27 protein-coding genes are annotated in these 22,270 nt (G+C 73.8%); 15 read left to right on the top strand and 12 right to left on the bottom strand.

The genetic code is table 11. The features are described from left to right. Positions 1-248: 248 nt before the first annotated feature. Positions 249-725, top strand: a complete 477-nt coding sequence (locus ACFWPT_RS36765) for a hypothetical protein (RefSeq protein WP_380487164.1) — start codon at positions 249-251, stop codon at positions 723-725. A gap of 41 nt (positions 726-766) precedes the next feature. Here the strand turns inward: ACFWPT_RS36765 and ACFWPT_RS36760 are convergent, their stop codons facing one another. The 3 genes from ACFWPT_RS36760 to ACFWPT_RS36750 all read right to left on the bottom strand — a co-directional run bounded on the left by ACFWPT_RS36760 (position 767) and on the right by ACFWPT_RS36750 (position 1,791). Next, positions 767-1,267, bottom strand: coding sequence for an NUDIX domain-containing protein (locus tag ACFWPT_RS36760; protein ID WP_380487162.1), 501 nt, complete (start codon positions 1,265-1,267; stop codon positions 767-769). A 75-nt stretch (positions 1,268-1,342) separates the two neighbouring features. Beyond that, positions 1,343-1,591: a hypothetical protein gene (locus ACFWPT_RS36755; RefSeq protein ID WP_380487160.1), complete on the bottom strand. Its 249-nt coding sequence runs from the start codon at positions 1,589-1,591 to the stop codon at positions 1,343-1,345. Then, on the bottom strand, positions 1,591-1,791 hold the full coding sequence (locus ACFWPT_RS36750) for a hypothetical protein (protein WP_380429665.1): 201 nt from the start codon (positions 1,789-1,791) through the stop codon (positions 1,591-1,593). The genes ACFWPT_RS36755 and ACFWPT_RS36750 overlap by 1 nt, the downstream gene beginning before the upstream one ends. A gap of 116 nt (positions 1,792-1,907) precedes the next feature. Between ACFWPT_RS36750 and ACFWPT_RS36745 the strand changes: the two genes are divergently transcribed. The 5 genes from ACFWPT_RS36745 to ACFWPT_RS36725 all read left to right on the top strand — a co-directional run bounded on the left by ACFWPT_RS36745 (position 1,908) and on the right by ACFWPT_RS36725 (position 4,168). After that, positions 1,908-2,747, top strand: coding sequence for a helix-turn-helix transcriptional regulator (locus ACFWPT_RS36745; protein ID WP_380487157.1), 840 nt, complete (start codon positions 1,908-1,910; stop codon positions 2,745-2,747). Continuing rightward, positions 2,737-2,943, top strand: a complete 207-nt coding sequence (locus ACFWPT_RS36740) for a DUF397 domain-containing protein (RefSeq protein WP_380487155.1) — start codon at positions 2,737-2,739, stop codon at positions 2,941-2,943. Before ACFWPT_RS36745 ends, ACFWPT_RS36740 begins: the two co-directional genes overlap by 11 nt. Positions 2,944-3,012: 69 nt before the next feature. Next, entirely contained in the window at positions 3,013-3,204 is a 192-nt protein-coding gene (locus tag ACFWPT_RS36735; protein WP_380487153.1) for a DUF397 domain-containing protein, read from the top strand. Positions 3,205-3,308: 104 nt separating this feature from the next. Next, on the top strand, positions 3,309-3,899 hold the full coding sequence (locus ACFWPT_RS36730; RefSeq protein ID WP_380487151.1) for a DUF5919 domain-containing protein: 591 nt from the start codon (positions 3,309-3,311) through the stop codon (positions 3,897-3,899). Between the two features lie 77 nt (positions 3,900-3,976). Then, positions 3,977-4,168, top strand: a complete 192-nt coding sequence (locus ACFWPT_RS36725; RefSeq protein ID WP_380487150.1) for a DUF397 domain-containing protein — start codon at positions 3,977-3,979, stop codon at positions 4,166-4,168. 53 nt (positions 4,169-4,221) lie between these two features. Here the strand turns inward: ACFWPT_RS36725 and ACFWPT_RS36720 are convergent, their stop codons facing one another. The 3 genes from ACFWPT_RS36720 to ACFWPT_RS36710 all read right to left on the bottom strand — a co-directional run bounded on the left by ACFWPT_RS36720 (position 4,222) and on the right by ACFWPT_RS36710 (position 6,093). Continuing rightward, positions 4,222-4,722, bottom strand: a complete 501-nt coding sequence (locus ACFWPT_RS36720) for a hypothetical protein (protein ID WP_380487148.1) — start codon at positions 4,720-4,722, stop codon at positions 4,222-4,224. Between the two features lie 73 nt (positions 4,723-4,795). Further along, the gene (locus ACFWPT_RS36715; protein WP_380429685.1) at positions 4,796-5,284 is read right to left on the bottom strand and encodes a hemerythrin domain-containing protein; all 489 of its coding nucleotides are present in this window, start codon (positions 5,282-5,284) and stop codon (positions 4,796-4,798) included. A gap of 173 nt (positions 5,285-5,457) precedes the next feature. Beyond that, positions 5,458-6,093 carry a TetR/AcrR family transcriptional regulator gene (locus ACFWPT_RS36710; RefSeq protein WP_380487145.1) on the bottom strand — a complete coding sequence of 212 codons (636 nt, stop codon included), beginning with the start codon at positions 6,091-6,093 and terminating at the stop codon, positions 5,458-5,460. A gap of 145 nt (positions 6,094-6,238) precedes the next feature. Between ACFWPT_RS36710 and ACFWPT_RS36705 the strand changes: the two genes are divergently transcribed. Both ACFWPT_RS36705 and ACFWPT_RS36700 read left to right on the top strand, forming a co-directional pair. Beyond that, positions 6,239-6,940 (top strand): SDR family oxidoreductase, encoded by a 702-nt coding sequence (locus ACFWPT_RS36705; protein WP_380487143.1) that lies wholly within the window; start codon positions 6,239-6,241, stop codon positions 6,938-6,940. A 56-nt stretch (positions 6,941-6,996) separates the two neighbouring features. Further along, entirely contained in the window at positions 6,997-7,419 is a 423-nt protein-coding gene (locus ACFWPT_RS36700; protein WP_063352960.1) for a tautomerase family protein, read from the top strand. Positions 7,420-7,595: 176 nt separating this feature from the next. On the opposite strand, the gene ACFWPT_RS36695 is transcribed toward ACFWPT_RS36700, so the two are convergent. Together ACFWPT_RS36695 and ACFWPT_RS36690 are read right to left on the bottom strand one after the other, a co-directional pair. After that, positions 7,596-8,876: an alpha/beta hydrolase family protein gene (locus ACFWPT_RS36695; protein WP_380487141.1), complete on the bottom strand. Its 1,281-nt coding sequence runs from the start codon at positions 8,874-8,876 to the stop codon at positions 7,596-7,598. Positions 8,877-8,976: 100 nt separating this feature from the next. After that, positions 8,977-10,770: an RNA-guided endonuclease TnpB family protein gene (locus ACFWPT_RS36690; RefSeq protein ID WP_380375812.1), complete on the bottom strand. Its 1,794-nt coding sequence runs from the start codon at positions 10,768-10,770 to the stop codon at positions 8,977-8,979. Positions 10,771-10,853: 83 nt separating this feature from the next. Between ACFWPT_RS36690 and ACFWPT_RS36685 the strand changes: the two genes are divergently transcribed. Next, positions 10,854-12,059 (top strand): MFS transporter, encoded by a 1,206-nt coding sequence (locus ACFWPT_RS36685; RefSeq protein ID WP_380487139.1) that lies wholly within the window; start codon positions 10,854-10,856, stop codon positions 12,057-12,059. A 20-nt stretch (positions 12,060-12,079) separates the two neighbouring features. Here ACFWPT_RS36685 and ACFWPT_RS36680 read toward each other — a convergent pair whose 3' ends face one another. Beyond that, positions 12,080-12,484, bottom strand: a complete 405-nt coding sequence (locus tag ACFWPT_RS36680) for a nuclear transport factor 2 family protein (RefSeq protein WP_363377590.1) — start codon at positions 12,482-12,484, stop codon at positions 12,080-12,082. A gap of 188 nt (positions 12,485-12,672) precedes the next feature. On the opposite strand from ACFWPT_RS36680, the gene ACFWPT_RS36675 reads away from it, so the two are divergent. Continuing rightward, the gene (locus ACFWPT_RS36675; RefSeq protein ID WP_380428590.1) at positions 12,673-13,080 is read left to right on the top strand and encodes a MarR family winged helix-turn-helix transcriptional regulator; all 408 of its coding nucleotides are present in this window, start codon (positions 12,673-12,675) and stop codon (positions 13,078-13,080) included. 150 nt (positions 13,081-13,230) lie between these two features. Here ACFWPT_RS36675 and pgm read toward each other — a convergent pair whose 3' ends face one another. Both pgm and ACFWPT_RS36665 read right to left on the bottom strand, forming a co-directional pair. Next, positions 13,231-14,871: a phosphoglucomutase (alpha-D-glucose-1,6-bisphosphate-dependent) gene (gene pgm, locus ACFWPT_RS36670; protein ID WP_380487137.1), complete on the bottom strand. Its 1,641-nt coding sequence runs from the start codon at positions 14,869-14,871 to the stop codon at positions 13,231-13,233. Between the two features lie 128 nt (positions 14,872-14,999). Next, positions 15,000-15,299: a YciI family protein gene (locus ACFWPT_RS36665; protein WP_380487135.1), complete on the bottom strand. Its 300-nt coding sequence runs from the start codon at positions 15,297-15,299 to the stop codon at positions 15,000-15,002. Between the two features lie 279 nt (positions 15,300-15,578). Between ACFWPT_RS36665 and ACFWPT_RS36660 the strand changes: the two genes are divergently transcribed. Further along, on the top strand, positions 15,579-15,944 hold the full coding sequence (locus ACFWPT_RS36660; protein WP_380487133.1) for a hypothetical protein: 366 nt from the start codon (positions 15,579-15,581) through the stop codon (positions 15,942-15,944). A gap of 63 nt (positions 15,945-16,007) precedes the next feature. Next, positions 16,008-17,498 (top strand): FAD-binding protein, encoded by a 1,491-nt coding sequence (locus ACFWPT_RS36655; protein WP_363377594.1) that lies wholly within the window; start codon positions 16,008-16,010, stop codon positions 17,496-17,498. A 63-nt stretch (positions 17,499-17,561) separates the two neighbouring features. Here the strand turns inward: ACFWPT_RS36655 and ACFWPT_RS36650 are convergent, their stop codons facing one another. Then, a complete protein-coding gene (locus tag ACFWPT_RS36650) occupies positions 17,562-19,067 on the bottom strand; it encodes a multicopper oxidase family protein (RefSeq protein ID WP_380487131.1) in 1,506 nt (501 codons plus the stop codon). Positions 19,068-19,325: 258 nt separating this feature from the next. On the opposite strand from ACFWPT_RS36650, the gene ACFWPT_RS36645 reads away from it, so the two are divergent. From ACFWPT_RS36645 to ACFWPT_RS36635, 3 genes are all read left to right on the top strand, one after another. After that, complete coding sequence (locus tag ACFWPT_RS36645; protein WP_380428582.1) at positions 19,326-20,705, top strand: pyridoxal phosphate-dependent decarboxylase family protein; 1,380 nt, start codon at positions 19,326-19,328, stop codon at positions 20,703-20,705. Between the two features lie 70 nt (positions 20,706-20,775). Beyond that, positions 20,776-21,441 carry a GNAT family N-acetyltransferase gene (locus ACFWPT_RS36640; RefSeq protein ID WP_380487129.1) on the top strand — a complete coding sequence of 222 codons (666 nt, stop codon included), beginning with the start codon at positions 20,776-20,778 and terminating at the stop codon, positions 21,439-21,441. Beyond that, positions 21,438-22,151 (top strand): DUF6875 domain-containing protein, encoded by a 714-nt coding sequence (locus tag ACFWPT_RS36635; RefSeq protein WP_380487127.1) that lies wholly within the window; start codon positions 21,438-21,440, stop codon positions 22,149-22,151. Before ACFWPT_RS36640 ends, ACFWPT_RS36635 begins: the two co-directional genes overlap by 4 nt. The last annotated feature ends 119 nt before the right edge of the window (positions 22,152-22,270 follow it).

The raw sequence follows: 22,270 nt of genomic DNA, 5'->3' as shown, positions 1-22,270 counted from the left end.
GTCCCCGGAGCGTGGGCTCCGGGGACCGCCGCCGTTCTGCGCCCGTCCGTCGTCCGTCCGTCGTCCGTCCGGCTCGTGGGCGAGGGGCGGGCGACGGAGCGATCCGCAGCCGAACGGATGAACCTCCGCCACCGCCAGGCCCGCCGAGCCCGCGCCTGCCGCACCGGCACGGTAAGACAAGCCGGGCCCCTCCGCGGTGACACCGGTGTGATCGTTCCTGGCGCCGCCCACAGCCCAAGGAGTAAGAGATGCACGAAACGAAGCACAAGGCCCGAACGGGTGCCGCCGTCGGCATCACACTGCTCGCCCTCGCCACCCTGTCCGGCTGCCGCCAGCCCCACAACGGCGGCAGCCAGGACGTGCAGGCCGCTACGGCTGCACCCTCCGGAGAGGCTGCAAGCAGCGGTGAGATCGCCGTGCTGGAGCAGCCGACACTGCCGCCGCCGTCGTCCGTCGCCAACGACCAGGAGAAGCGCAAGCAGGTCGCCATCGGCACCTGCGAGGCGACCAAGGACGGCTGGCGCGCGGCCGGCACCGCGGTGAACCCCGGCGGCCGGGACGCGGATTACCGGATCGTCGTCTACTTCACCTCGGCGAAGGCCACGGTGCTCGCCCTCGGCGACACGGCGGTGAACGTCAAGGCGGGGCAGAGCGGCGCGTGGGAGGTGCGGCAGGCGTTCCACGCCCCGCAGGGGACCCTGTGTGTCCTGCGGGGCGTCAGCTGACCACCCATCGGGTGTCGGCGGGGTAGCTGCCGCCCGGCGGTCTAGCGCGGTGGGGGCCGGTTCTCGTCGCAGGTGGCGCGCTGGCCGTGGAGGAGGAGGGGGACGGCGCGGTTGGCGAGCGCTTCGGCGGTGCGGGCCGCTTGGGCGGGGGCCATGACGTCCGGGAGTTCGTGGGCGGGGACGAAGCGGGCGCCGAACAGGCCGCTGCGGTGCCGGGGCGGGACGGTGAGGTGGGCGGCGGCGTGCTCGGTGACGGTGCCGCCGTCGAAGACGAGGTTGAGGCGCTCCAGGTAACGGTCGGCGGGGGTGAAGTCGACGGCCAGGACGTCGGTGAGGCGCAGGTTGAGGCCGGTCTCGGCGTGGAGGTGACGGGCGGCGGCGAGGTGCGGGGGCTCGTTCGGCTTCGCGGCGCCGCCGGGCAGGATCAGCCCGTCCATGTAGTCCGGGTCCACGAGGAGGACGTCGCCGCGCGGGTTGCGGACGAGGACGAGGCAGCCGAGCCGGCACACGGGCGGCTTGGCGAGAAGGCGGGGGTCGCGCATCGGGGGGTTCACTTCCTGAGGGCGGCAAGGAGTACGAGGGAGAAGCCCGCCAACCACAGGAGGCGGACGAGGAGTTCAGCCGTCACGCGTCAGGCGCTCGTAGCGCAGCCCCTTGCGGAGCAGGTCGACGACCCGCAGGAGTTCGGACGGGCGGGCGCAGCCGAGGCCGATGAGGTAGCAGCCCGTCCTGCGGCCGCGCTCCCAGTCCACCTCGACAGAGGGCAACTTCACCCCGGCCAGGGCGAGGACGGTGGTCAGGTCGTCGAGGACGTCGGCCGCCTGCCGCCGCTGGTCGACGGTGGCGCGATAGACCTTCTCCCCCATCACGCCCCCACCTGCCGCCGAACCTCGAACCCCCGCCAGGCGCTGAAGGCGGCGGAGAACGAGGAGAAGGAGGCCAGCCCACCCGAGGTACCGCTGCGCAGCCACTCCCCCGTCGTCTCGTTCCGCACCCGGTAACACCGGCCCTCCGGGTCCCAGCGGACCCCGTAGCCGTGCAGCCGGGGCACTTGGACATCGCCCATGGGAGTAACCTTCCGCGATCAGAGTTTCACGTTCTGTGCACATGGTGGCTCTGTGTCGCCTAGCATCGGAAGTGGCAGACGACTTGACCTCGGCGGCCTGGAGAGTTGGAGCAGCCATGGTGAACATCAAGGAAATTGACCCGCAGTCATCCCCCTGGGCCCCGTTCGGGGTCCAACTCCGCAGGTCACGCAGGGCGATGGGCCTCAGGCAGGAACAGCTCGCGCGCAAGATCGGAGTCCACCCGTCCTACGTCTCGTTCGTCGAACTTGCGCAGCGACCGCCGAGTGAGAAGTTTGCTACCAAAGCCGATGAGGTCCTGCAGACCGGCGGGACCCTGCTGCTGATGTACTGGCAGCTCAAGCACACTGCCCTGGTCCCGGGCTTCCCCGAGTACGCCAACTACGAGAACCGTGCCGCCGAGGTCAGGCTGTTCTCGATCGACATCGTGTCTGGCCTGCTGCAAACCCCGGCCTACGCCAGCGCTTGGGAGGCGGCCAACGTCCGGCGCGGCAACGCAACCCCCGAGCAGGCCGAGGAGCGAGTGAACTTCCTCATGACGCGCCAGCAATTCCTGAACCGCACCCCTCCGCCTCTCCTTCATGCGGTTCTCGACGAGAGTTGCCTGCGTCGGCCCGTCGGAGGATCGGACGTGATGATCGAACAACTTCGGTACCTCGAGGAGTTGGCCGCAAACCCGAACATCCTCCTCCAGATAACCCCGTTCTCCCTCGGAGAGGACCGCCCGTTCACGCTTCCTGTGATTCTCCTGACCATGCCGGATCGCAAACTGCTCGGATACACAGAAACCGAGCTGCGCGGGTACCTCGACCGCGATATCAACGCCGTCCTTCCGCTAGCCAGGGACTACGATCGGCTGCAAGCCGAGGCACTACCTCTGGCCCCGTCGCTTGAGCTGATCCGCGCAGTACGGAAGGACTATGAGGATGGACGCTGACCTGACTAATGCCAGCTGGCGAAAGAGCACATACAGCGGCGGGTCAAACGGCTGCGTCGAGGTCGCCGACGGCTTCACCGGCCTCATGCCCGTCCGCGACTCCAAGGACCCCGAGGGCCCGTCTCTCCTCTTCTCCTCCGCCGCCTGGCAGGCCTTCGTCACCGCCACCCGTACCGGCGAGTTCGACGCCAACTAGGCCTATCTGATGCCGGAGTGGGAAGTCATCCCCATCGACTTCCCACTCCACCCGCAGGAGGCAACCGCGATGAACACCACCTGGCGCAAGAGCACATACAGCGGCAGTGGCGGTCAGTGCATCGAGGTCGCCGACGGCTTCACCGGCGTGCAGCCCGTCCGGGATTCCAAGGACCCCGACGGGCCCGTCCTCCTCTTTCCCTCCCCCGCCTGGCAGGCCTTCGTCGCCGCCGTCCACGCCGGCGAGTTCGACGTCCGGTAGCAGCAACTCCGGCCCCGCCGCCCCGATCCGGCGGTTTCTAGGGGCCTTCTCAACCCCTCCGCCCGGTTCAACCCGCCGCCGCGACCTCAGGGGGTGATGAACGGATGATCTGGCCCAACACCGTGCGGGCGAACGTCAAGACCGGGCACGACCGGGAGGTGTTCGCCGTCTACCCGTACCGCTCGGCCTGCCCGCAGGCGGTCTGGTCGCAGCTGATCGCCGAGGCCCGGTCCGACGTCTTCCTCGCCGGCTACACCAACTACTTCGTGTGGCTGGAGCAGCCCGCCCTGCTTCAGACTCTGCGGCGCAAGGCCGAGAGCGGCTGCCGGGTCCGGTTTCTCCTCGGGGATCCGGACTCCGACACGACGCGTCAGCGCGAGCAGGTCGAGGACGTGGCGCTCACGGTGTCCACCAGGATCAGGGTCACCCTGGAGAACCTGGCCAAGCTCTCCGGCACCGAGGGCGTCGAGGCCCGGTTCAGCGCTCCGGACGACGGTCCGAACCATGTCGGCCTCTCCGTCTTCCGCTTCGACGAGCACGCCCTCGTCACGCCTCACCTCGCCCGCGCCGTCGGCCACGACTCGCCACTGATGCACCTGCGGCGCAGCGGGGAGAACGGCATGTTCGACCGCTTCGCCGAACACGTCGAAGAACTCTGGTCCCGGGGCGGCGGCATCCGGACCGGCCCGCACTGACACCTGCGCCTAACCCGGCGCCGGAGTGGGAAGTCATCCCCATCGACTTCCCACTCCACCCGCAGGAGGCAACCACGATGGACACCACTTGGCGCAAGAGCAGCTACAGCGGCGGGCAGAACGGCTGCATCGAGGTCGCCGACGGCTTCACCGGTGTGCAGCCCGTCCGGGACTCCAAGGACCCCGACGGGCCCGTCCTCCGCTTCCGCTCCCCTGCCTGGCGGGCCTTCGTCGCCGCCGTCCGCGCGGGCGAGTTCGACGACCGGTAGTGGCAACTCCTGGGTGGGACGAAGGAGCTGTCGGGTCCGGGTGACCGCGTGCGTCAGCGGTCGGGGGTGTGGGTGGCCGGGCGGACGGCGTCGGGCAGCAGGTGGAGTTCGTAGGGGGTGTAGCAGTCCGCCATCTCGCCTCCGACCACGGCGCCGCAGCGGCAGGCGCGGTTGGGCGGGCCGTCGCCGGGGGCTCCGCAGCAGCCGGGTGGGCCGCTCGTTGTCACGTGCCCGGTGAGGCCGGTCCCGTCGTCGGGGTGCAGGACGAAGGTGTTCCGGGGCCCGGCCGAGACGACGACCATTCCGTCGAAGTCGCTGATGCACGGGCCGCCGGGGTAGGCGGGGGGACAGCCGTCCTGGTCCTCGGCCGGGACGAACGGCGGTCCGTACGGCTGCGGATCGACGGCGTAGTGGCCGCGGGGCATGGTGGGCGGGGCCTGTCGCCGGCCGTTGACGAGCTCGCCCTCGAACAGGTGCCGGGCCGGTACCGCCGGGAGGGGCTCAAGGTCGGCCGTGAGGGCCTCGCCGCAGGCGGCGCAATGAAAAATCGTCATCGCGGCATGTCTACAGCGCCGGCCCTCACCTCGCAACGGGATTCCGCTCCCCCGCCGGGCGGGGGCTCGCCCGTCAGCCGAACCGGAACACCCGGTCGGGCCAACTGCCCTCGGGCGTCGCGCCGTCGAGGGCTTCGCTGATCGTCCGTTCCTCGTAGGCGAAGTGGGATTCCATGATCGCCGTGAGGCCGTCGAGTTCGCGCCCGACCGCTTCCAGTCCTTCGCCGGGCGGTTCGGCCGATTCGGCGGCGCGGTCGGCGAGTTCGCGCACCCGGGTGAGGATGGCGGCGATCATCTCGTGGTCCTCGACGAGTTTGGCGACCGTCCCGGCGAGCTGCGGGCGTTCGCGCACCAGCTGGGCGAACATGCCCTCGTCCTCGCCCTGGTGGTGTGCCGTCAGTGCGGCGCAGAAGGCCAGGCAGTGGGTGCGCAGTGCGTCGCCGTCCGGGCGGCGCTGTCCGATCCCGGCTCTGATGCGGCCGACCTGGCGGCGCAGTTCCTGGTGTGCTCGGGAGAGTTGAAGGCTCAGGGCGACCACGCGGTCGCCGTCATGGGAAGCCACGGGAGGCGGCCCCTTCGGTTCCACACCTCCATGCCTGACGCTGTCCGCCACCGGCACGCGATGCTGGCGCCATCCGATCACGGGCCGCGGCGCCGGGGCAAGCGCCGCCGCGGCAGCGGCCGGTGGCCCCGGGCCCGGGCGGGCGGGCCGGGGCCGGCGCGACGGCCCCGGCCCTACGCGGGGCCGGCGGGGGCGGTGGGGCCGGCGGGGGCGGTCAGGCGGTGGCGGGCGGCGGCGAGGAGTTCGTCGGACAGGGCCGGGTCCTCGCTGGCGCGGGCCAGGAGGAGGGCGCCGACCATGGTGGACAGGTCGGCGAGGGCGCTCTCGCGTTCGGCGGCGTCGGGCAGGTGCTGGAAGCCGTCGACCAGGTCGCGCAGTCCGGCGGTGAAGGCGCTGCGCAGCGGGGAACCGGGTTCGGCGCGGGCCGCGTCGGCGGCCAGGGCTGCGGCGGCGCAGCCCTGACCGGGGTTGTCGCGGTGGAGGGTGGAGAGGTAGCGGGCGAGGAACTCGGCGCGGGGGGTGGGGTGTTGGGCGGCGGGTGTGCCGGGGGTGGGGTCGCCGATGGGCGGGTGGTCGGCGAGGCGGTCCATGGCTTCGCGGCGTTCGGTGAAGGCGGCTGTGAGGGCTTGGGCGACGAGGTCGTCCTTGGAGGCGAAGTGCCGGTAGAAGCCGCCGTGCGTCAGGCCTGCGGCGGCCATCGCCTGGGGGACGCTGACCTGGTCGGAGCCCTGCTCCCGGATCAGTCTGGCGGTGTGGTCGATCACCTCCTGGCGGTGGCGTTCGGCCTCGGCCCGTGACACGCGGGGCATGCCTGCGTTCCTTTCCTCGTCCTGCGGTGGTGGTGGTCCTACTTTCCCATCCGGGCTTCCCCATCCAGTTTAGATGATGGTAATAATCTAAACGTTGCGGTGCCCCGGCTGCGGGCACCGCCTTCCGAGAGCGAGGAACACGCACATGACCGTGATCGACGGCTCCACCGCCCTGGTCACCGGAGGCCTGCGCGGCCTCGGCCGGGCGTTCGTCGGGGAACTGCTGGCGCGCGGCGCGAAGAAGGTCTACGCCACCGCCCGCACCCCCGTGCCCAGCGAGGACGCACGGGTGGAGGTCCTCGCCCTGGACGTCACCGACGACGCCTCGGTGGCCGCCCTGGCCGAGCGCGTCCAGGACGTCGACGTCGTCTTCAACAACGCCGGCGTCCTGTACCCGGGAGCGCTGCTCACCGCCGACCTGCGGCAGGTCCAGGAGACCTTCGACACCAACGTCCTGGGCCCGCTGCGCATCGCCCGGTCCTTCGCGCCGGTGCTGGCGGCCCGTGGCGGCGGGGCGCTGGTCGACATCCACTCCGCGCTGTCCTGGGGCGCGGGCGCCGGCGCCTACGGCGCCTCCAAGGCCGCCCTGTGGTCCCTGACCAACTCCCTGCGCCTGGAACTCGCCGCCCAGCACACCCAGGTCGTCGGCGTGCACCTGGGCTTCGCGGACACCGAGATGGTGGCGGCCCTGCCCGTCGACAAGATCCCGGCCGCCGAGGTGGCCCGCATCGTCCTGGACGGCGTCGAGCGCGGCGATCGCGAAGTCCTCGTCGACGACCTCACCCGGGCGCTCAAGTCCGCGCTTCCCGGCCCGGTGGAGGGCCTCACCATCCCCATCCGCCGCTGAACCGCACCCCGCCGAAACCCGCCGGCCACCGCCGGCCGACACCGAGGAGAACACCCATGCCGCTGTGGCACGTCTACCACCCTCCCGGCACCTACACCCCCGGGCAGAAGCAGCAACTCGCCGCCGACATCACCGGGTTCTACACCCGCTTCGGACTGCCGAAGTTCTACGTGATGACGCTCTTCCACGAGATCGGCGCCGACTCCTTCCACGTGGGCGACCAGCCCGCGCACGACGCGGTGCGGATCGTGGTCGAGCACATCGCCCGGCACACCGAGGACCCCGACCTTCGCAAGCGCACCCGGGAGGCCCTCGCCGCCCTCCTCGCGCCCCACACCACCGGGCGCGGCCTGTACTGCGAGTTCCACATCGACGAGACGCCCCGGGACCTGTGGATGATGGACGGGATCTCCCCGCCCCCGCCCCAGAGCGAGGCCGAACAGCTGTGGGCCCGCGAGAACCGCCCGATCCCCTACTGATCCCCTGCCGGCCTCCTACTGACCTCCTGCCGATCTCCTGCCGACGGACGCCCCGGCACGGCGCCGCCGCGAGAAGTCGGACAGGCCGACTTCCCACTCCAGGACCCGCCGCCCCGGCACCCCGGGGGCGGTGGGTCCTGGCCGGTCCTGGCCGGTTCAGGCGGGTTCAGGCCGGTTCAGGCGTCGAGGGTGATCTCGGGGTAGTGCGGGGAGGGGGCGTCGAAGAGGGTGGTGGGGCGGCGGCGCAGGTGGAGCTGGAAGTAGGCGGTGAGGTAGGCGCGTTGGGCGGTGACGGCGCGCAGCGGGTCGCCGGTGCCGAGGAAGTGCTCCAGTTGGTCGGCGGGCCAGGCGATCACGTCCTGCCCCTGGGGGACGAGGAGTTGGAGGTCGGTGTAGGACAGGTGGCCGGAGCGGGTGAGGGTGAGCCGGCGGCGCCAGCCCGTCAGGTGGGGCCACAGGGTGTCCCACATGGCGTCGCGGGCGGGGCTGGCCCAGGTGGAGGCCATGAGCAGCAGGGGGCGCGGCTGGTCGGCGGTGGCGCAGGTGCCGAAGAGGGGGCCGTCGAGGACGGCTCCGGCGCGGATGCGGGGGTCGTCGTGGAGGGCCTGGGCGGTGGTGGCGCCGCCCATGGAGTGGCCGAACATGGCGACGGTGTCCGGGTCGAGGGCCTGGGCGAGGCCGGCGGGCAGGGGGCGGTGGTCGGCGTCGGGGTCGGCGCCGGCGGCGAGGTCGGTGAGGCGGTCGAGGACGAGGCGGACGTCGGCGGCGCGGTAGGCGACGATGTCGGCGTCGGTCATGGCCTGGACGGCGGCCTTGTCGCGTACTTCCAGGCGGTGGCCGGGGAATTCGGTCTCGCCGGCGTCGAAGGTGTGGTCGACGGCGGCGACGACGTGGCCGTGGGAGGCGAGTTCCTCGGCGAGAGCGGTGTTGAAGGCGGAGTCGCCGCCGGAGCCGTGGGAGTTGAGGACGACGGGGTGGCGGCACGAGGTCTCGGCGGGGGCGTCGGCGTGGGCGTGGGTGGTGGGCCAGTCCAGGCCGGCGGCGGGGACCTGGAAGTAGGCGGTCTCCAGGTGGGCGGTCTCGGCGGGGCTCATCCAGGGGGCGCGGGGGTGGCCGGCGACGCGGGCGGCGGGGTACCAGAGGCGGGTGCGCAGTTCGCGCGGGCGCGGGGTGGGGGCCCAGCGGTCGGGGCGGGCGGGGTCGACCAGGTGCAGGGTGGTGGTGCCGACGGGGTGGGGCCCGGTGGGGGCGGGCAGCATCAGGCGCGGGGGCCGGCCCGGGGGTGAGGGCGGGGCGGCGGCGCGGGTGGCCGCGCGGGCGGGGGCGGTGCCCGCGGCGGTGAGCAGAGCGGTGGCGGCCAGGGCGGCCAGGGCGCTGCGGCGGCCGAACTGCGGGGCGGCCGCGGTGTGCGGGGCGGCAGCGGCGTACGGGGTGGTCACGGTGTGCGGGGTGGTCATGGGCCCACGGTGGCGGGTCGGGCCCTGCGGGCGCGTCGGGCCGGCGCAGGAGCGCCGGGCGGCGGGTACGACCGCGGGCATAGGCCCCGGGGCGCAGGCCTCAGCCGGAGACGGCGGGCCCAGCGGGCGCGGCGGGAGCTGCGGGGGCAGCGGGCGCACCGGTGAGGAGGGCGTCGAGCAAGCCGGGGAAGCGGGTGTCGAGGTCGGTGCGGCGCAGGCTGACGAAGCGGTTGCGCCCGGCGACGCGGGTGGTGGTGACGCCGGCCTCGCGCAGGACGCGCATGTGGTGGGAGACGGTCGACTTGTGGAGGTGCTCCAGGCCCAGGTCGCGGGGGGCGCAGGAGTGTTCGGCGCCGTCGGCGTAGCTGAGCAGCAGGGTCATCCGGACGGGGTCGCCGAGGGCGTGCAGGACCGTGACGAGGTCGATGTCGGCGGTGGTGGGCTGGGGAAGCCGCTCGTCTTCGGTCATGGCACGTGGTCCTCGTCGGGTCGGCGTCGGTTTGACATTGGCTTCCTCCCCGCCCTGAAGGACGGGGACTCCGGCCGCGCGTGCCGCGCGGGGGCTTCGCCCCGCGTGGGTGCGGTCGGCCGGTGGTTGGCGCTTCACCGACCGGGTAACCCCGAGGTCTCCACGCCCTGAGACCGCCTGCCCGGCGGCCTTGATGTTCTTCGCCGCGTTCACGTCGGCGTGGTCGGTGTGTCCGCAAGCGGTGCACTCGAAGACCGCTTGGCTCTTGCGGTTCTTCGGGTCCACGCGCCTGCACACGTTGCACGTCTGGGAGGTGTACGCGGGGTCGACCAGTACGACGTCCGTCCCGGTGTACCGGGCGGCGTTGCGAAGGGCCAGTTCCAGCATGTTCCATCCCTTGTCCAGGATGGCCCGGTTGAGCCCGGCCTTGGCCCGGACATTGCGCCCGGGGTGTTCGACGGTCCCGGCCGCCGAAGCGGACATGTTCTTGATCCGGAGGTCTTCGAGGACGACCAGCGCGGCCTGGCCGGTGATCCGGTTCGCCGTCCAGGCACAGAAGTCCGCGCGGCGGTTTCGGACCCGGCCGGTGATCCGGTTGATCGCCGCGATCGTCTGCTCGCGGCGAGTACTGCCCTTCTTCTGCCAGGCCTGCTTCTGCCGCAGCCGGCGCAGCCTCGCTGTCTCGCCCGCCGTGGCGAACCGCCGGTCGTGGAACGTGCCGTCGCTGGTGGTGGCGGCGATCTTCACGCCGCGGTCGATCCCGACCGCCGTGGACGGCATCACGTGCGCCTCGGGTGTTGCTTTGCCGTCCTCAACCAGGAACGAGACGAACCAGTGCCGCCCCTGCCGGGTGACCGTCGCCGACCGGATCCCGCCACCCAGCGGACGCGACCAGCGAAACCGCACCCACCCGAGCTTGGGCAGTCTGGCGCGGCCCCACCTGCGGCCCATCCGCTCCACCGTGATCAGGTTCCCGGCCGGGAAGCGGAACGACGGCGACCAGCGCCGCACCGAGCGCCACCGCACCCCGAACGTCCCGTGCTCCCGGCACGCCCGGTCCAGATCCCGAAGTGTCTGCTGCAACACATGCGACGGCGCGACCGCCAGCCACGGAAACTCCCGCTTCGCCTCCGCAAGCTCAGCGGCCTGCGGCACGTAGTTCATCCACGCCTCGCGCCGCCGATACTCCCGGCGCTGCTCCAGAGCGATGTTCCACACCGACCGGCAGATGTTGCCGAACGTCTCACACAACACCGCCTGATCTGAGGTGAGTTCAAGCCGATACCTGCGGCCGGACAGCACGGGAACACCACCCTTCCAACCACTGTGATCAACGTAGTGCACGCCACCGACAACGCAGCGACCCGCGCAGCTTCGCGCCAAGGATGGGCCAACCCCCAGGCAAAGCAGGCGATCTGCGCCCAAGAGTTCAGATCATCCACCAATCCCCTAGTGTTTGACGAGCGTCAAACTGTTGCCCTATCGTCAAACAATCGGGGGGCTTTTCCATGCCCGTACGCCTGCTCCTGCTCGCCCTCGGCACCTTCGCCATGGGCACCGACTCGATGGTCGTCGCCGGCATCCTCGGCCCGATCGCCGCCGACCTGGGGGTGTCCGTGCCGGCCGCGGGCCAGCTGGTCACCGTCTTCGCGCTCGGCTACGCGCTGCTGGCCCCGGCGCTGGCCGCGCTCACCGCCCGCTGGCCGCGCCGGCGGCTGCTGCTGACCGCGCTCGCGGTGTTCAGCGCGGCCAACGCGCTCAGCGCGCTCGCCCCCAGCTACGGCCTGCTGCTGGCCACCCGGGTCCTGGCGGCCGCCGGGGCCGCGCTGTACACGCCGACCGCCAACGCGGTGGCCACCACCCTGGTCGCCCCCGAGCGGCGCGGACGGGCGCTGGCCACCGTGCTGGGCGGGATGACGGTGGCCACCGCGCTGGGCGTGCCGCTGGGCACCTGGGTGGGGCGCGGCGACTGGCGGATGACGATGTGGCTGGTCACCGCGCTGGGCGTGGCGGCGCTGGCGGGGCTGGCGCTGCTGCTGCGCGACCTGCCGGCGCCGGTGGCGGCGCCGGGGCTGCGGGCGCGCCTGGCCCCGCTGGGGCAGCGACGGGTGCTGGGGGCGGCGGCCACCACGCTGGCGTTCTTCCTGGCCTTCCAGTGCGTCTACATCTACCTGGCCACCGCCGTCTCGGGGGCGACCGGGGGCGACGCGGACCGGCTGAGCCTGGTGCTGCTGACGGCGGGCGTGATGTCGGTGGCGGGCAGCTGGCTGGGCGGGCGCCTGGTGGACCGGGTCGGGGTGCGGCGGGTGCTGCTGACCGGCTCGACGGTGGCGGCGGGCGCGTTCGCCGCGCTGCCGTGGCTGGGGCGCAGCATGCCGGGGGCGCTGGTGTACGCGGCGGTGGTGCCGCTGGCGGGGTGGGCGGTGTCGGTGGCGCTGCCGCACCGGCTGGCGTCGATCGATCCGGGGAACGCGCCGCTGCTGATCTCGCTGAACAGCAGTGCGCTGTACCTGGGGACGGCGGCCGGGGGTGTGGCGGGCAGTGCGGCGATCGCGGTGCTGGGCGGGCGGTGGTTCCCGTTCGCGGCGGCGGGGCTGGCGCTGGTGGCGGCGGTGACGGCGGCGGCGACCACGCGGGACGCGCGGGCGGGTGCGGCGGGGGCGGCGGAGGAGGAGGTGGCGACGGTGCCGGCGCCGGCACCGTCGCGGTCCTGATCGTCGAACAGACCGGGGTCTCAGCGGGCGGAGCCGAGGTTGCGGTCGGCCTCGGCTCCGGCGAGCAGCAGGGTGGTCTCCTCGATGCGGCGCAGGCGTCCGCAGGGGGCGTACCGGCCGAAGAGGTAGACCTCCATGGAGACGCGGGTGCCGTCGGTCTTGAGGACGTCGACGGTGTGCCGGGTGGCGGTGCGGTCGCCGTCGTGGAGTTCCTCGTGGACCTGGACGCGGCCGGAGGCGACCACGGCGCGCAGGTGGCGGATGTGGTCGGTGAAGGCGGCGCGGTCGTCCCAGCGGCCGTCGGTGCGCTGGCGGTAGTCGGGGGTGAAGTGGCGCTCGACGGCGGTCTCCAGGTCGAGGCCGGGGGTGAAGAGCAGGTCGTCGAGGGCGGCGGCGATGGTGGTGCGGGGGGCGGTGGCGGGCATGGGGGTTCCCTTCTCGGAATCCGACAATGCGTGCGTGGCGCACGCTTCATGGGATGAGCGTACCCCAGGAACGCGTGCGCCGCGCACGCTATGATCGGGGGGTGGACCACTCCCCCGAAATCCCCGACCCCGAGACCAAGACCGACCCGGAGGCCGCCCCCGGCCTCGGGGACGCCGTCGCCCAGGCCCTGGCCGTCCTGCTGCGCCGCCCCGCCCGCGCCGCGCTCTACCGGCGCCTGACCGAGGGCCTGGGCGAGGCGGTGGACGAGGTCACCTACCCCGTGCTCTCCGGCCTGGCCCGCACCGGGGCGCGCAGCGCCGCCGACCTGGCCGCCGAGATCGGCCTGGACCGCTCCGGGGTCAGCCGCCGGGCCACCCGCCTGGAGGAGGCCGGGCTGCTGCGCCGCGAGGCCGACCCGCACGACCAGCGCGCCACCCTGCTGACCCTGACCGGCGCGGGCGAGCGCACCGTGGCGGTGATGCGCGGGCGCCTGGCCGGCGGCATCGAGGAGGCGCTCGCCTCCTGGCCGCCCGGGGAGGCCGAGGCGTTCGCCCGGTCGCTGCGGCGCTTCACCGAGCAGGGCCCGTTCGGCTGAGCACGAGGCGAAAGGGCTAAGGGGCGGCGGGGCGAAGGGGCGCGCGCGGGGCGGCGGGGCGCGCGGGACAGCGCCGTGAGGGCGAGGGGCCCGGAAAACGCGGGTGCCCCGGGCCGGGGAACCGGTCCGGGGCACCCGCGGGCGCGGGGATCAGGCGCCGAGGACCTCGCCGACCAGGGCGCGGGCCTCCTCCTGCACCCGGGCCAGGTGGCCGGTGCCGAGGAAGGACTCGGCGTAGATCTTGTAGACGTCCTCGGTGCCCGAGGGGCGGGCCGCGAACCAGGCGTTGTCGGTGCACACCTTGATGCCGCCGATCGGCGCGCCGTTGCCGGGCGCCTCGGCCAGCACCGCGGTCACCGCCTCGCCGGCCAGTTCGCCCGCGGTGACCTGCTGCGGGGAGAGCCGGGCCAGGCGCGCCTTCTGCTCGCGGTCGGCCGGGGCGTCCACGCGGGCGTAGGCGGGGGCGCCGTGGCGCTCGGTCAGCTCCCGGCAGTAGGCGCTGGGGGTGGCGCCGGTGACGGCGGTGATCTCGGAGGCCAGCAGGGCCAGCAGGATGCCGTCCTTGTCGGTGGTCCACACCCCGCCGTCGCGGCGCAGGAACGAGGCGCCGGCCGACTCCTCGCCGCCGAAGGCGATCGAGCCCTCCGCGAGCCCGTCGACGAACCACTTGAAGCCCACCGGCACCTCGACCAGTTCGCGCTTGAGGTCGGCGGCGACCCGGTCCAGCATCGAGGAGGACACCAGCGTCTTGCCGACCGCGGCGTCGGCGGGCCAGTCCGCGCGGTGGCGGTACAGGTAGTCGACGGCCACCGCCAGGTAGTGGTTGGGGTTCATCAGGCCGCCGTCGGGGGTGACGATGCCGTGCCGGTCGGCGTCCGCGTCGTTGCCGGTGGCGATGGCGTACTCGTCTCGGCGCCCGATCAGGGAGGCCATCGCGGACGGCGAGGAGCAGTCCATGCGGATCTTGCCGTCCCAGTCCAGCGTCATGAACCGCCAGGTCGGGTCGGTGACCGGGTTGACCACCGTCAGGTCCAGGCGGTGCGTCTCGGCGATGCGCGCCCAGTACGCCACCGACGCCCCGCCCAGCGGGTCCGCGCCGATGCGCAGCCCGGCCGCGCGCACCGCGTCCAGGTCGAGGACGGCGGGCAGGTCCTCGACGTAGGTGCCGAGGTAGTCGTGGCGCCCGGTGGTCGCCGCCGCCAGCGCCCGCGCGTACGGGACGCGCTTGACGCCGCGCAGGCCCTCGCGGATCAGCTCGTTGGCGCGGTCCTGGATCCAGCCGGTGGCCTGCGAGCCGGCCGGGCCGCCGCTGGGCGGGTTGTACTTGAAGCCGCCGTCGCGCGGCGGGTTGTGCGAGGGGGTGACCACGATGCCGTCCGCCAGCGCCCGGGGGCTGCGCCGGTTGTGGGCCAGGATCGCGTGCGAGACCGCGGGCGTGGGGGTGTAGCCGTCGGCCGCGTCCAGCAGTACCTGCACGCCGTTGGCGGCCAGCACCTCCACCGCCGTCACCTTCGCCGGCTCCGAGAGCGCGTGCGTGTCGGCGCCCAGGAACAGCGGTCCTGCGATGCCCTGTTGGGCCCGGTACTCGCAGATCGCCTGCGTGGTCGCGGCGATGTGGTCCTCGTTGAACGCGGCGTCCAGCGAGGACCCGCGGTGGCCCGAGGTGCCGAACGCCACCCGCTGGCCGACCTCCTGAGGGTCCGGGTTCAGCGCGTAGTACGCCGTCACCAGCCGCGCCACATCCACCAGGTCATCCGGCTGTGCCAACTGCCCGGCCCGTGCGTGTGCCATCCGTCTTCTCCCGCCAACTTCCCGTACGCGTCCTTGCCCCGTGCCACCGATCGTAGCCAGAACGCGACCGTGCCCCGAACCGCGAGGCGGGGCGGGGCACGGCGGGGCCGGGATTCAGGGGCCGGGGTTCAGGCGGGCAGCTGCTGGCGGTAGGCGTCCAGGGCGGGGGCGGTGGCGGTGGCGAGGAACTCGGTCACCGTGTAGGCGACCAGGCCCTCGCGGGCGAAGGGGTCGGTGCGGGTCAGCTCCTCGACCGCGGCGCGGTCCTCGCCCAGCGCGATGATCACCCCGCCCTCGCGCGGCACCTTGCGGCCCGAGGCGAGGAAGGTGCCGGCCTCGTAGTGCCCGCGCAGCCACTCGACGTGCTGCGGCAGGGCGGCGTCGATGCGCTCCAGCGGGGCGGTGTACGTCAGCTCAAGTACGAACATGCGACCAGGCTAGCCCCGCACGACAGGGGCCTCGCGGCCGGGGATCCCGGCGTGTACCGAGCCCCATTGTGCCAGTTCAGCGGGGGGTTTCGGTAGGACGCAGAGCACCCGGATCACACCTTGCCGGGCGGCGGGCGCAGCCCGCAGACTCGTCCGCATCCACTCCTTCGGCCACGCGCCGGCCCCCTGCCCAGGGCGGCCGGGGCGCGCGCCGTGCTGCGCACGGGCCGTACGGCGCCGGAGGCCGTGGGCGGTGAACGGACGAAGGGGGACGCGAGGATGACGGTGCACAAGGACGCGGCGCACAGGGACACGGCGCACAGGGACCTGGTGCTCAAGGCGCGGGTGCGGCTGCTGAGCCACAACGAGTGGGTCCTGGACGCCCCGGAGGGGCTGTGGGTGTACCGGGCGCTGTTCCCGGTCAGCCCGCCCGTGTACGCCTACAAGCTCGCCCACGTGCTGTGGACGGCGGCCGACTCGCCGCGGGTGGCCCATCTGCCCGGGGCGCGGCGGGCGTTGCTGGAGGAGGCGCGGGCCGCCTGCGCGCACATCCCCGCCGGCGCCCCGGCCCACCAGATGCGGATGCCGGAGTACATCGCGGCCGCGCTGGCGGGGCTGGAGCAGGAGGGGCGTGCGGGGAGGTAGGTGGTCGCGGGGTGGTTGCGGTACAACAATCCCTATTTGACGACTGATCGGAGAAACGCTGATATGAGCAGTTCAGGTCTGTCCCGCCGCGCACTGATCGCCGGCGCCGGCGCCGCCGTCGTCGGCTGGAACACCGCCGCCCGCGCCTGGGCCGCCGAGCCGGGCGAGAACGTGGATCAACTGCCCGCCCTGGACGGCACGGTGGCCCTGCGGGGCGCCGACGTGGAACGGTTCTCCTCCGACTTCGGGCACCTGGTCACCGCCTCGCCCCGCGCGGTGCTGCGCCCGGCCTCGGTGCGCGACGTCCAGAAGGTGGTGGCCTTCGCCCGCCGCCACCGCATCCCGGTGGCGGTCAACGGGCAGAGCGGCGACCAGGCGGTCGGCGGCGACAGCGGGCTGGAGTCGCACTCCAGCTACGGCCAGGCCAACCCCCGCGGCGGCATCGCGATCGACGCGCGCGGGCTGTCGCGGATCCTCTCCGTCGAACCCGGGCGGGCCGTGGTGGAGGCGGGCGCCACCTGGGCGCAGCTGACGGACGCGGCGCTGGCGGCGGGCTGGATGCCGCCGTGCCTGACGGACTACCTGCACCTGTCGGTGGGCGGGACGCTGAGCGTGGGCGGCATCGGCGGGGCGGTGCAGCGCCACGGGCTGCAGGCGGACACCGTGCGGTCGCTGGACGTGGTGACCGGCACCGGCGAGCTGGTGACGGCCTCGCGCGAGCACAACCGGGAGCTGTTCGAGGCGGTGCTGGCCGGCGGCGGGCAGGTGGGGATCATCGTGCGGGCCACGCTCGCCCTGGTGCCGGCCCGCGAGCGCGCCACCGTGTTCACCCTGGCCTACGACGACGCGGACCTCTACCGCGCGGACCAGGAGAAGGTGCTGGCCCAGGGCCGCTTCGACCTCCAGGTCGGCAACGTGGTGCGCAGCGCGGACGGGCAGCGGTGGCGCTACACGGCGGAGCTGGTGGCCTACGGGGACGCCGGGCGGGCGGTGGACCGGGAGGCGCTGCTGGCGGGGCTGCACGGGGTGGCGGGCGAGACGACGGTGGTGGAGCAGAGCTGGCGCGAGTACGCGTTCCGGGTGGACGCGTTCGCGGGGTACCTGCGGGCGGCCGGGTTCTGGGGGCTGCCGAAGCCGTGGCTGAGCCTGTTCCTGCCCGCCTCGACGGTGGGGGTGTTCATGCGGGAGGCGACCGCGCTGCTGACGGCGGAGGACCTGGGGGCGGGGCTGCTGCTGTTCTACCCGTACGCGCGGGCGCGGGTGGGGGCGCCGCTGGCGGTGCTGCCGCAGGAGCCGGTGGGCTGGCACTTCGACCTGCTGGCGTTCCCGGCGCCGGGGGCGGACACGGCGGCGATGCTGGAGCGCAACCGGCGGCTGTACGACCGGGCGGTGGAGCTGGGCGGTAAGCGCTACCTGATCGGGGCGGTGCCGGGGATGACGGGGGCGGACTGGCGGCGCCACTACGGCGGTCTGTGGGAGCGGGTGGAGCGGGCCAAGCGGCGGTGGGATCCGGCGGGGATCCTGGCGCCGGGCCAGGGCATCCACGCCGGCTGACGGCCGGGCCCCCGGGCCGCCTGCGGGGGGCGGGCGGCCCGGCGGGGGGCAGATAGAAGGTGGTCAGGTGATCTCCAGCTGCGCCATCATGCCCATCGCGGAGTGGTCCAGCAGGTGGCAGTGGTAGGGGTAGCGGCCGCGGTAGGAGTCGAAGAGGGCCTGCAGGCGCACGCTCTCCCCCGGCAGCAGGCGCACGGTGTCCTTCAGGCCGGACTCCGCCGGGCCGGGCGCGGCGCCGTTGCGCGCCAGCACCCGGAACTGCACCAGGTGCAGGTGGAAGTTGTGCGGGACGTCCTTGTTGGCGTTGACGACCGTCCAGATCTCCGAGGTGCCGAACGCCACCGAGGCGTCCACCCGCGCCGGGTCGTACACCTTGCCGTCGATCAGCCCCAGCGGGGCGGCGCCGGGCTTCTCCTGGTACTCCAGGACGACGGTGCGCTCGCGGGCCGCCGCGCCCAGGGCGGGCAGGGTGCGCAGCTGGGCGGGGACGCGGCTGGGGTCGTCGGCGGCGCGGGTGATGTCGAAGCGCAGGACCTGGCCGACGTGTTCGGCGGGGCCGGGGGGCATGGAGTTGGTGAGGACGATGCTGGAGCCGACCGGGTAGCGGGAGAAGTCGACGACGACGTCGGCGCGCTCCCCGGGGGAGAGGTCGACGGTGTCGGTGACGTGGGGGCGTTCCAGCAGGCCGCCGTCGGAGCCGATCTGGGTGAGGGGGCCGCCGTCGGCCAGGCGCAGGGAGAAGAAGCGCAGGTTGGAGGAGTTGAGCAGGCGCAGCCGGTACTTGCGGGCGGCGACCTCGACCTTGGGCCAGGGGCGGCCGTTGGCGAGGATGGTGGTGCGGTTGAGGGGGTCGTCCATGCGGTAGACGAGGCGGCCCTGGGGGTCGAAGCGGGCGTCGCGCAGGGCGATGGGCAGGTCGTAGCGGCCGGCGGGCAGCGGCAGGGCGGCTTCGGTGGCGTCGGTGATCAGGTAGGTGCCGGCCAGGCCCCGGTAGACGTGCTCGGACTCCAGGTGGTGGGCGTGGTCGTGGAACCACAGGCTCGCGTGGGGCTGGTCGTTGGGGTAGGTGTAGGTGCGGGTGGCGCCGGTGTCCAGGAGGTTCATGGGGCCGCCGTCGGAGGCGACGGGGACGCGGGCGCCGTGCAGGTGGACGGAGACGGGGTCGTCCAGCAGGTTGGTCTGGCGCACCACGACCGGGCGTCCGGAGCGGGCGCGGATGACGGGGCCGGGGAAGGCGCCGTTGTAGGTGAGGACGTCGGTGCGGTGCCCGGGCAGGATGCGGGCGTAGGACTTGAGCATGGTGACGGCGTAGGTGTCGGCGGCGCCGTCGGTGGAGACGGGGGCGAGCACCGGGGGCAGGGGCATCGCGGCGGTGAACTTCGGTGCCAGGGTGGGGCCGGCGTCGGGGCCCGGGTCGGCCTCGGCGGCGGCGTCGGGGCCCGGGTGGGTGTGGGCGGCCGCGTCGGCGGCGGTCTCCACGGAGGCGGCCGGGCGCAGGGTGGTGCGCATGAGCAGGACCCCTCCCCCGGTCGCCAGGGCGGCGCCGATCATCCTGCGTCTGGTCACCATCGCGCGTCCTCCTGCTGCCGGCCCGGTGTGGCGGTGTGCCCGTGCGGCCCCGGCGGGTGGGGCGGGGGCGGGTTCCGGGGGTGATTGCAGCAGCGGATCCTTGCGCCCGGTTGGGGTCCGGCTGAGGCCCGGTGGAGCGCGCGGGGCGGGTTGCGGGCGGGGCGCGCGGTGAGCTGCGGGTGTTGCGGGCCGCTTGCGGCGGGCGGTCACCGTGGCTCGCAGAACACTGGAGGATCCCTCGAAGGGAAGGGCCGGAGCGTGGACCTGCGGTACTGGCTGCCGAGGGCGGCCGAGGTCGCCGAGCAGTGGGGAGAGCGGTTCGGGCCGTACAGCCCGCACCCCTCGCACCAGGTGGACGACGCGGACTTCGCCGCCGCGTTCGAGCGCTTCGCCAAGCGCCTGGAGCACAACTATCCGTTCTTCCACCCCCGTTACGCCGGGCAGATGGTCAAGCCGCCGCACCCGGCCGCCGTCGTCGGCTACCTGACGGCGATGCGCTTCAACCCCAACAACCACGCCTACGAGGGCGGGCCCGCCACCAACGACATGGAACGCGAGTGCGTCGCCCAGCTCGCCGCCATGTTCGGCCTGCCCCGCCACGTCGGCCACCTCACCAGCAGCGGTACCATCGCCAACCTGGAAGCCCTGTACGTGGCCCGCCAGAGCCACCCCGGGCGCGGCGTCGCCTACAGCGCGCAGTCCCACTACACGCACAGCCGCATGTGCCACGTCCTGGGCGTCGAGGGCCACGCGGTGGCCGCCGACGCGGACGGGCGCATGGACGTCGACGCGCTGGCCGACCTGCTCGCCACCGGCCGCGTCGGCACGGTGGTCGTCACCGCCGGCACCACCGGGCTCGGCGCCGTCGACCCGGTGCACGAGGTGCTGGCACTGGCCCGCCGCCACGGGGTGCGGGTGCACGTGGACGCCGCCTACGGCGGGTTCTTCGCCCTGCTGGCCACCGACGACACCCAGGCCGCCGCCCTGCACCTGGACCCGGCGCCGTGGCGGGCCATCGCCGGCTGCGACTCCGTCACCGTCGACCCGCACAAGCACGGCCTGCAGCCCTACGGCTGCGGCGCGGTGCTGTTCGCCGACCCCGACATCGGCCGCCACTTCGCCCACGACTCCCCCTACACCTACTTCACCGACGCCGAACTGCACCTGGGCGAGATCAGCCTGGAATGCTCGCGCGCCGGCGCCGCGGCCGCCGCCCTGTGGCTGACCCTGCAACTGCTGCCGCTCACCCCCCAGGGCCTGGGCGCCGTCCTGGCCGGCGGGCGGCGCGCGGCCCTGGCCTGGGCGGACCTGATCGAGGACAGCCCGCACCTGACCCTCCACCAGCGCCCGCAACTGGACATCGTCACCTACCACCCCACCCCCGGCGGGACGCCGATGTCCGCCGTCGACGCCGCCAGCCGGCACGTGCTGCGCCAGGGCATGGCCGACGAGCAGGACCCGCTCTACCTGAGCCTGCTGCGGGTGGACGCCGCCGACTTCACCCGCCGCCACCCGGCAGCGGCGGCGGACGCCGAGGGGGCCTCGGTGCTGCGCAGCGTCCTGATCAAGCCCGAGGCGGAGGACCACCTGCCCGCCCTGCACGCGCGCCTGACCTCGCTCGCCACCGCCCGGCCCTGAGGCCCCCCGTACGACTGCACCCCCGTACGACCGCCCCGCCGCCCGCCCCCTGTCTGCCGAGGAGTGTCCGTTGACCACCGCCACCGTCCCGCCGGGCGCCGCCCTCGCGGCCCCCGCGGTCCGCCCCGCCCGGCCCGAGGAGGCCCCCGCCCTCGCCCGGGTGCTCGCCGCCGCCTTCCACGACGACCCGCTCACCCGCTGGGCCTTCCCCGACGACGCCCACCGCGCCCGCATCCTGCCCGCCTTCTTCCGCGTCCACGTCGACCAGTGCCTGGCCCACCAGGGCGCCCTGACCGCCCAGCACCCCGACGACCACGCCCCCGTCGGCGCGCTGCTCTTCCTGCCCCCCGGCGTGTGGGAACACCCCGGGGAGCAGGACCAGGCGGCCGCCCGCGCCCTGGACGCGGCCGTCGACGCCGACGCCCACCCCGAATCCGCCCGCCGCCTGGCCGCCATCACCCGTCTCCAGGCCCGCCGCCACCCGCGCCACCGCCCCCACCACTACCTGGCGTTCGTCGGCGCCCACCCCGACGCCCGCCGCACCGGCACCGGCACCGCCCTCCTGCGCGCCTTCCTGGCCCGCGTCGACCACGACGGCCAGGCCGCCTACGCCGAGACCAGCTCCCCCGGCGGCGCCCGGGTCTGCGGCGCCGGCGGCTTCACCCGCTTCGGCGAGGCCATCGCCCTGCCCGCCGGCGGCCCCCGCCTGACCCCCGTGTGGCGGGGCCCCCGATGACCACCCACACCCTCGACATCGACACCGCGCTGCACAGCGACACCGCACTGCGCGTCGACACCGCACTGCGCGTCTACTCCGCCGAGCAGATCGACGCCGGCGCCGCCGACCACCACCCCGAGGCCGCCGAGATCCTCGCCTGGAGCCGGCGCTTCCTCACCACCGCCCACCCCGACCTCGGGCGCAGCGGCCCCGTCTGCCCCTACACCCAGCCCTCGCTGCGCCGCGGCCTGTTCCACATCGCCGTCGCCGGCACCGGCGCGGGCGGCGACCTGCCCGCGCTCGTCGGCGAGCTGCGCGCCTGGTACGACCGGCTGCTGGCCGACCTGACGGAGGAGTCGGACCGGGAGCTGCTGACCGTCCTGCTGGTGCTGCCGGGCCTGGACCGGGCCGACTCCACCGCGCTGGACGAGGCGCAGCGCAAGGCCAAGGACGAGTTCGTCGAACAGGGCCTGATGATCGGCCAGTTCCACCCCGTCTGCGAGGAGGGGGGCCTGTGGAACGGCTCCTTCAGGCCGCTGCGCGCGCCCGTGCCGCTGCTGGCGGTGCGCAAGCTCCTCGTCTTCGACCTGCCCTTCCTCGTCGACGACGAGGCCCACCTGGCCCACTACCTGGCCCGCTTCGCCCCCCAGGTCCCCGCCCGCATCCGCGACCAGCTGGTCTCCGGCATGACGGAACACCGCAGGACCGCCCGCCTGACCGCCGCCTGAGCCGCGGCCCCCCTGCGCGGGGGGGCGGGGGGGGGGCCCGCGCCGCCGGGCCCCCCCTATTGAGGATTGGGCGGTTGGGCGAGTTGGCGCCGGGCAACGGCGGGCGGCGGGGGGGGGCC

Source organism: Kitasatospora sp. NPDC058478 (assembly GCF_042720345.1).
Classification (GTDB): Bacteria; Actinomycetota; Actinomycetes; order Streptomycetales; family Streptomycetaceae; genus Kitasatospora.
The sequence above is the reverse complement of the archived record's forward strand: the minus strand, read 5'-3'. Positions and strand labels throughout refer to the sequence as shown.

Excerpts from the sequence above, each read along its gene's own strand:
- ACFWPT_RS36760 (WP_380487162.1), bottom strand. The coding sequence starts at position 1,267 with ATGCGCGACCCCCGCCTTCTCGCCAAGCCGCCCGTGTGCCGGCTCGGC.
- ACFWPT_RS36720 (WP_380487148.1), bottom strand. The coding sequence starts at position 4,722 with ATGACGATTTTTCATTGCGCCGCCTGCGGCGAGGCCCTCACGGCCGAC.
- ACFWPT_RS36665 (WP_380487135.1), bottom strand. The coding sequence starts at position 15,299 with ATGTTCGTACTTGAGCTGACGTACACCGCCCCGCTGGAGCGCATCGAC.
- ACFWPT_RS36745 (WP_380487157.1), top strand. The coding sequence starts at position 1,908 with ATGGTGAACATCAAGGAAATTGACCCGCAGTCATCCCCCTGGGCCCCG.
- ACFWPT_RS36755 (WP_380487160.1), bottom strand. The coding sequence starts at position 1,591 with ATGGGGGAGAAGGTCTATCGCGCCACCGTCGACCAGCGGCGGCAGGCG.
- pgm (WP_380487137.1), bottom strand. The coding sequence starts at position 14,871 with ATGGCACACGCACGGGCCGGGCAGTTGGCACAGCCGGATGACCTGGTG.
- ACFWPT_RS36750 (WP_380429665.1), bottom strand. The coding sequence starts at position 1,791 with ATGGGCGATGTCCAAGTGCCCCGGCTGCACGGCTACGGGGTCCGCTGG.
- ACFWPT_RS36655 (WP_363377594.1), top strand. The coding sequence starts at position 16,008 with ATGAGCAGTTCAGGTCTGTCCCGCCGCGCACTGATCGCCGGCGCCGGC.
- ACFWPT_RS36730 (WP_380487151.1), top strand. The coding sequence starts at position 3,309 with ATGATCTGGCCCAACACCGTGCGGGCGAACGTCAAGACCGGGCACGAC.
- ACFWPT_RS36725 (WP_380487150.1), top strand. The coding sequence starts at position 3,977 with ATGGACACCACTTGGCGCAAGAGCAGCTACAGCGGCGGGCAGAACGGC.
- ACFWPT_RS36740 (WP_380487155.1), top strand. The coding sequence starts at position 2,737 with ATGGACGCTGACCTGACTAATGCCAGCTGGCGAAAGAGCACATACAGC.
- ACFWPT_RS36710 (WP_380487145.1), bottom strand. The coding sequence starts at position 6,093 with ATGCCCCGCGTGTCACGGGCCGAGGCCGAACGCCACCGCCAGGAGGTG.
- ACFWPT_RS36765 (WP_380487164.1), top strand. The coding sequence starts at position 249 with ATGCACGAAACGAAGCACAAGGCCCGAACGGGTGCCGCCGTCGGCATC.
- ACFWPT_RS36700 (WP_063352960.1), top strand. The coding sequence starts at position 6,997 with ATGCCGCTGTGGCACGTCTACCACCCTCCCGGCACCTACACCCCCGGG.
- ACFWPT_RS36735 (WP_380487153.1), top strand. The coding sequence starts at position 3,013 with ATGAACACCACCTGGCGCAAGAGCACATACAGCGGCAGTGGCGGTCAG.
- ACFWPT_RS36635 (WP_380487127.1), top strand. The coding sequence starts at position 21,438 with ATGACCACCCACACCCTCGACATCGACACCGCGCTGCACAGCGACACC.
- ACFWPT_RS36660 (WP_380487133.1), top strand. The coding sequence starts at position 15,579 with ATGACGGTGCACAAGGACGCGGCGCACAGGGACACGGCGCACAGGGAC.
- ACFWPT_RS36685 (WP_380487139.1), top strand. The coding sequence starts at position 10,854 with ATGCCCGTACGCCTGCTCCTGCTCGCCCTCGGCACCTTCGCCATGGGC.
- ACFWPT_RS36680 (WP_363377590.1), bottom strand. The coding sequence starts at position 12,484 with ATGCCCGCCACCGCCCCCCGCACCACCATCGCCGCCGCCCTCGACGAC.
- ACFWPT_RS36705 (WP_380487143.1), top strand. The coding sequence starts at position 6,239 with ATGACCGTGATCGACGGCTCCACCGCCCTGGTCACCGGAGGCCTGCGC.
- ACFWPT_RS36650 (WP_380487131.1), bottom strand. The coding sequence starts at position 19,067 with ATGGTGACCAGACGCAGGATGATCGGCGCCGCCCTGGCGACCGGGGGA.
- ACFWPT_RS36695 (WP_380487141.1), bottom strand. The coding sequence starts at position 8,876 with ATGACCACCCCGCACACCGTGACCACCCCGTACGCCGCTGCCGCCCCG.